The 6,675-nt window shown below is 62.7% G+C and carries 3 protein-coding genes; 2 read left to right on the forward strand and 1 reads right to left on the reverse strand.

Translation table 11 applies throughout. The features are described from left to right. Window positions 1-185 precede the first annotated feature (185 nt). Window positions 186-3,761 carry a protein kinase gene (locus VEK15_33050; protein ID HXV65571.1) on the forward strand — a complete coding sequence of 1,192 codons (3,576 nt, stop codon included), beginning with the start codon at window positions 186-188 and terminating at the stop codon, window positions 3,759-3,761. A gap of 158 nt (window positions 3,762-3,919) precedes the next feature. On the opposite strand, the gene VEK15_33055 is transcribed toward VEK15_33050, so the two are convergent. Next, window positions 3,920-4,678, reverse strand: coding sequence for a DUF4388 domain-containing protein (locus tag VEK15_33055; GenBank protein HXV65572.1), 759 nt, complete (start codon window positions 4,676-4,678; stop codon window positions 3,920-3,922). A gap of 119 nt (window positions 4,679-4,797) precedes the next feature. Between VEK15_33055 and VEK15_33060 the strand changes: the two genes are divergently transcribed. Next, window positions 4,798-6,111, forward strand: coding sequence for a glycoside hydrolase family 172 protein (locus tag VEK15_33060; GenBank protein HXV65573.1), 1,314 nt, complete (start codon window positions 4,798-4,800; stop codon window positions 6,109-6,111). The last annotated feature ends 564 nt before the right edge of the window (window positions 6,112-6,675 follow it).

Raw genomic sequence — 6,675 nt, forward strand, 5'->3', positions numbered from 1 at the left:
GAGCTCGAGAATCTGGTCGCACACATGATGGATAAGGATCGCGACGAGCGGCCACAGTCGATGGACGAGGTGCTGACCGAGCTTTCAGCGCTTGCTGCCGAGAATTCGGGCGCGAAGACGCTGGCGTCGTAGGCGCCCTTCTTAACCTGGAGAAGCACCACGACAACTTCATCGAGGAAAACCCCATGAACTGTCCCGGGTGCGGCGGGGCGAACCCGTCCGATTACGTCGAGTGCGTCGCCTGCGGTGAGCTCCTGGTGGATCTCTTTGCCGATGCCCCTTCGAGCCAGCCAACGATGGCTCTCGATCCGAACGACCTTGCCGCGAGGACGACCGCCCAGCTTCTCCGCGAAACCGTTTTCGCCGGGCGGTATCAGATTCTCGAGCTACTCGGCGAGGGGGGAATGGGGCGGGTCTACAAAGCGAGGGATCTCGAGCTCGGCAAGAACATCGCTCTCAAGACGATCCGCAGCGAGAAAGGCGGCGATCCCACGGTCGTCGAGCGGTTCAAGCAGGAGCTTCTCCTTGCCCGGAAGATCACCCACAAGAACGTGGTGCGGATCCACGATCTCGGCCAGGCCGACGGAGTCAAGTTCTTCACGATGGAGCTCGTCGAGGGCGACACCCTCAAGGAGTACATTCGGAAAAGAAACAAGATCCCGGTGAAAGAGGCGGTCGCGATGGCCATGCAGATCCTCAGCGGTCTGGAGGAGGCGCATCGCCAGGGGGTGGTTCACCGCGATCTGAAACCGCAGAACATCATGGTCACGCCCGAAGGCAGTCCCGTGATCATGGATTTCGGCATCGCCCGCTCCGCCGAGAGCCATCAATTGACCGTCACTGGCGCGGTGATGGGAACGCCGGATTACATGTCGCCCGAGGCAGTCGGCGGCCAGACGATCGACGCGCAGTCGGATCTCTTCTCTTTCGGCGTCATCTTCTTCGAGATGCTCACCGGTGAGCTTCCCTACGAAGCCGACACTGCGATGTCCCGGATCGTCGTCCGACTCACCGCGAAGCCGCGCGCGCCCCGGGATTTAGATCTCGAGGTGCCGAAGCACCTGGAGAGTCTCGTTCTCAAGTGCATGGAGATCGACAAGGCGCTGCGCTACGTGACGGCGTCGGAGATCCTGCGCGATCTGGAGCGAGAACAAGTGGACCGTTCGCTCGTCCGACGCGTTTCACGGCACCTCTCTCGGCGGCGGGGAGCTTTGCTGGCCGCCGCCTCGCTCTTGGTGGTTTTGGGCGCCGCGGCTTACCTCAACCAGAGGTCAGCGGATCCTGCAGCCCAGGCCTCCGCCGACGAGCGGGTCACGACCCTCGCGATCCTTCCGCTGACCAATGCCACCGGCTCCGTCGAGCTCGAATGGATGCGAACCGGTATATCCGACATGCTGGTAACCGACGTGTCGCAATCCCGTTTCCTTCGTCCCATACCCGGCGAACGGGTCGCGAAGCTCCTTCGCGAGCTCGGCGTCGAGGATCGCGCCCGCTTCGACGAAGCCACGGTGGAATCGATTTCCAAGCTCGCTCCTGCGCAGCTCGTCCTGCACGGCCAGTTCGTCGAGTCCGAGGGAACCATTCGCCTGGATCTCGCACTCCGCCGCGCGGGCTCCGGAGTTTCCTTGCCCATCAAGGTCGAAGGACAGGCTTCACAGGTGTTCGCCCTCGTCGACCGGATCACGCAAGAGGTCAAGGCGCACATAGACCTCTCTCCCGAGCTTCTCGCGGGGGACGTCGACCGGCCCGTGGTCGAAGTAGCGACGGCCTCCATCGACGCCCTTCGACTCTATCAAGCGGGATTGGCCCAGCTCCGGCGGGGGGCAAACCTCGTCGCGGTCGAGCGTTTCCGTGAGGCTACGGTGGCGGATCCGGCCTTCGCCATGGCCCATGTGAAGCTCGCCGAGACCCATTGGAACGCCGGTGCGCTCGAGCCCGCCCGCTCCGCTGCCGAGAAAGCGGTGAAGCTCGCCGCAAGCTCCGCCCTCCCGCTCTATGAGCGCTATCAGATCCACGCCATCGCCGCGCAGGTAAAGGAAGACGCCGAGACGGCGGCTGTGAGCTACCGCGAGCTCGCCGACCTCTATCCGCGAGATCCCGACATCCTGTTGAGCCTCGCCGGCTCGCTCGAGAACCTGGGAAGCGTGCCCGAAGCCATGGAGGCCTATCGGCGCGTTCTCGAGCTCGAGCCGGGCTACGGGGCGGCGCTCTTGGGTCTGGGGCGCGCCCAGGTCGTGAGCGGTCAGATGCGGGAGGCGATCGCCTCGCTGACCGAGGTTCTCGAGTCGGGGCAATTCGACGAGGACGCCGAAGGACTCGGGATGATCCATTCCATCCTGGGGGTCGCCTATCGGGACACCGGCGACGTCGAGAAGGCACTCGAGAACCTTCATCTTTCACTGGAGTATCGTCGGCAGACGGGTAACAAGCGGGGACAGGCCGCGACCTTGACCAATCTGGCAGGTTTGTACCGTAATCGCGGCTACCACGACGAAGCGCTTGCGGCCGCGATCGATGCGGCGGCGATTGCTCGCGAGATGGGCGACCGGCCGTATGAATCGTTCGCCCTGAATACGCTCGGAACCACGTACATGGCCAAGGGTGATCTCGACAAGGCGCTCGAAGCGTTTCGCGAGTCGTTTCAAATCGAGATGGATCGAGGTGAGCACACCGAGCTCGCCATCCGAATGAACAACATTGCCGACGTCTACCGGATTCGCGGCCAGTACGCCGATGCGCTGGTCTATCTCGAGCAGGCGAAAACCCATCTGGCTCGCGCCGAAGACAAGCAAGAGAAGGGCCGCAATTTGACCGGTATCGGCCTGGTCAAGAAATCTCAGGGAAGATACGAAGAGGCCATCGTGAGCCTGCTCGATGCCCTGCCGCTGTTTCGTGAGATTGGCCGTTCCTCCTACGCCGCCGAGGTCCAAATGTATCTCGGGCAGATTTACTTGGACCAGGGTCGCTACGCCGATGCGTCTCAGGCTTTGGGCCAGAGCCAGAAGATCTTCGAAGAGCTCGCTCAGAATGTCGGGCTCGCCGAGGTGAAGCTCCATCTCGCGCGGCTGCTCGTCGCAGTGGGTCAACCTGACCTCGCCGCCACGGAGCTCGAGCAAGCCGAAGATCTGGCGGTCGATCGGGATCACGCCTTGGCGCCGCTGCTTCTTCTCGCCCGAGCCGAGCTTCAGCACGGTTTGGGCGCGTTCGATCAGGCTCGCGTTTCCGCCAAGTCCGCCGAGGAGGAAGCCGCGCGCCAAGGAAGCTTCGAGCTCGCGGCCGAGGCCCGCATCGAGCGCGCACGCATCGATATCAAGCGCAGGCGTTTGACCGAAGCGATGGACGTGCTCGTGGACGTCCGTCAAGAGGTCGCTGGTAGATTTCTGCGGCGTCAGGAAGGAGAAGCTCTCTCGGCGCTCGCGGAGGGTTATCTCGCTCGGGGAGACGCGCTCAGCGCCGGGACCACGGCTGTCGAGGCGATTGAAGCGGCCAAGGCTTTCACCGGGCGTCCGCTTCTCTTCAGGACCTACGCCATACTCGGTGTGGCTCGAGACAAAATGCAGCTCCCCGACGATGCCCTGGATGCCTACTCCCAGATGGCTTCGACCCTGAACGAGATTCGAGTCAACCTCGCTCCCGACCACGCTCGATCCTACTCGCAACAAATCGATGACCAAGAGCTCGTCGCCGAGGCGATTGCGCGCCTGAACGACTCAGGCCGGCAGGAAGTCGTCGCTCCCCTCGAAGCCTGGCTGGGCCGCTAGGCACAGAGGGAAGGCTGGCTGCCTCAAAAAAAAAGCGAGCAGCTCAGCTGCTCGCGAAAGAGCTCTCTCTAGATGAAATTAGTGGCTAGAATTTCCTGCCGTCTCCACCACTGCCTGCTTTTACATTCGTTCTTACTTTCATTGGCGCCTCACCTCCTTTACAAACGTGACGCAGAATGACTCAAAGCGTGTTTCGCACCGACGGTGCTTGCCTGCTCGTCGCGGGTACGCGCGCTCTCCAGCAGGATCGCCATGCCGTTCTCGGACATCGTCCGCTGGGCCGGGCGGAACTCGGGCTCGAACTTGAAGCGGCCTCGCTTGAGGAAGCACAAGCGGCGAAAGACTTCGATTCCGCTCTGCTCCATGAGCTCGGCATGGGTGACGTTGCCCTCTTCGAGATAGATGCGCCCCGGCCACTTGCCTCCGTCGAGCACGAGGATCCGGCCGGTCTTGCGGGCGGCGAAGAGGAACTCCAGGACTCCGGGAAACGTGTCCTCGGCGAGGTCGCCCTCGAGCGGGCTCGATGGTTCCGGCTCGGGCGGAACCCGGCGCTGGCTTCGAAGCGCCCGCATGGTGCTGATCAGGTCGTCGTCGCTGGCGGTGTCGGATGCACAGGCCTCGGTCGGATAGACCGGCGCCCGGGTCGGGTCCATGAGATCGCCCGCGATCACGATCATGACCGGAATATGCTCGGTCTTCGGATCCTCTTTGAGGGTGCGAGCGATCTGCGACGACCCCGGTTGCCCCGTCAAGGGTGTCAGCAGGACGAGATCCGGTTGAGAGCGCTGGGAAACGATGCGCGTCATCGGCCCCGAGTGGGTCGTCAGGACGCGGTATCCGGCGCGTCTCGCCAGCTGGCGATATCGTTCGGAAACTCTGTCGGGGCTTTCGACGAGTAGCAGTGTTGAGGTCGTCATCGTATCGGTCCGGGCTTCTCGGTAGGTACAGTCGCCCCGGGGTCGAGAAAGGTCACATGCATGGAGGAATTTTTTTTTGGTGACCGTTTCTCGATCCGGAGCGACTCCAGGGGTGAGTCATGAAATCCACAGGTGCCGCCGGGGGACAGTTGTCACTCGGCCCGTTCGAGGAGATGGACGTGGAGGAGGCGAGCCGGACTCTACCCTCCGCGGTGGCCGTAACGTTCGCCGATCTGGCCAGATCGAAGCCGCCGGAACGACCGGATCCTCCTCCTTCCCTTTCGCTCTTGCCCCGCCCAGCGACCGGACCGCCATCCGTGGGGCTGAGTCGGATCCACTTGGCCCGGGAAGGACGCCTGCGGCGCCAATCGAGCTGGGATCGCAGCGGGCGGTACTCGGAGCGGATTCGCATTCCGCCCGGAGACATGGCGGTACTCGCGCACATCAACGGTGCGGGGATCATCCGCCACATCTGGCTCACGCTATGGACGGATGAGCCTGCGTATTTGCGGAAAACCGTGCTTCGCGCTTATTGGGACGGAGAGTCGAATCCGAGTGTCGAATCTCCCGTGGGCGATTTCTTTGGAGTCGGCCATGCGGAGGTCTCCAACTACTGGTCGCAACCGCTGAGCATGGTGACGGGAGGCCCCCGGCTCATCGACAACCGGCCCGCCATGAGCTGCTTCTTCCCGATGCCGTTCACCGATGGGGCCTGGATCACTCTCGAGAACCAGGGGAGTGAATCCGTCCGGGCGGTCCATTATCACGTCGACTACGAAGAGCTCGGTTCCCAGCGACCGGACGCCCTGCGGTTCCATGCGTTGTGGCGGAGGCAGATGCCCGAGAAAGAGGAGCCCGAGCTCGACGAGCTCTCGATGCTGAGCCCGAACCGCGACTATCTCATCCTGGATGCGGAGGGAGAGGGTCACTATGTCGGCTGCAATGTTTCCGTCGACAGTGCCAACCCGAGTCGAGATTTCAGCTGGTTTGGCGAGGGAGACGACTTTTGCTGGATCGACGGCGAGAAGGAACCCTCGATCATCGGCACGCGCACCGAGGATTACTTTTGCGCTAGCCGTGACGAAGAAAGCCCTGACGTTAGGCCCTATCACGGTCTGTCGTACAGCGACGATTCGAGCGGCTCGAGCAAGTGGACGATGTACCGCTTCCACATCGACGCCCCGATCTCGTTCCGGAAATCGATCCGCTACGTTGCCGAGCGAGACGCCCAAATGCACGGGAGCGACTATTCGTCGGTGGCCTATTGGTACCAAGGCGCGCCGCACAAGTCCTTTCCCCCCTTCCTTTCCGTCGAGGACCGGCTGCCTCGCGGAGTGGAGCTCGAGCCCTCGGGCTCCGGCTTCGAGGGGCTTGTCGAACGCGGCAATGGATGCTATAGTTCTTCTATCGAGAAAATAGAAAACTTGGTTTAGCTCTCTGACGCGCCATTCACCCCACCTGGTAGCGTTAATCCCCAACTGAGAGAGTCGAACGACGACGGCCGCGTGTGTCTTCGCGTGGCCGCCGAATTCGAGTCGGCTTTGGTGCCCCCACCCACTGAGGCCTGCGGAGGGAGACAGGCAAAAACGCTAACCGGCGTCAGCGCGGGGTGACGTTGCTCCCGGCGGGACTCTGCGCACCCACGACGCCGCAAGGAGTGGGGGTGCCCCATGAAAGTGAAGACCCGGGTGACGGCCGGCGGTCGCTGGTCTGTCGGCGACTAGTAGCCGACCTGTAGTTCGAACTCTTCCGCGCGGGTGGTCGGGACGATACTCGGCCCCCGCGCGAAGAGTGAATCTGTAGTATGGTCTGGTCGCGTCGCATGGAGCGCTCGAGATGCGGAACGGCCGGACGACACTCAATACCGCTTTCTTCGTCTGCGCCCTAGGGGCATTCTCCTTCACCTATCCGCAAGATCAGCCGCTCCATGAGAGTCATCTCGCCATCCTGAGACTCAGGGGCGCGGGACACTACGAACGAGCCCTGGCTGAGGCCAA

Source organism: Vicinamibacteria bacterium, from assembly GCA_035620555.1.
GTDB lineage: Bacteria > Acidobacteriota > Vicinamibacteria > Marinacidobacterales > SMYC01 > DASPGQ01.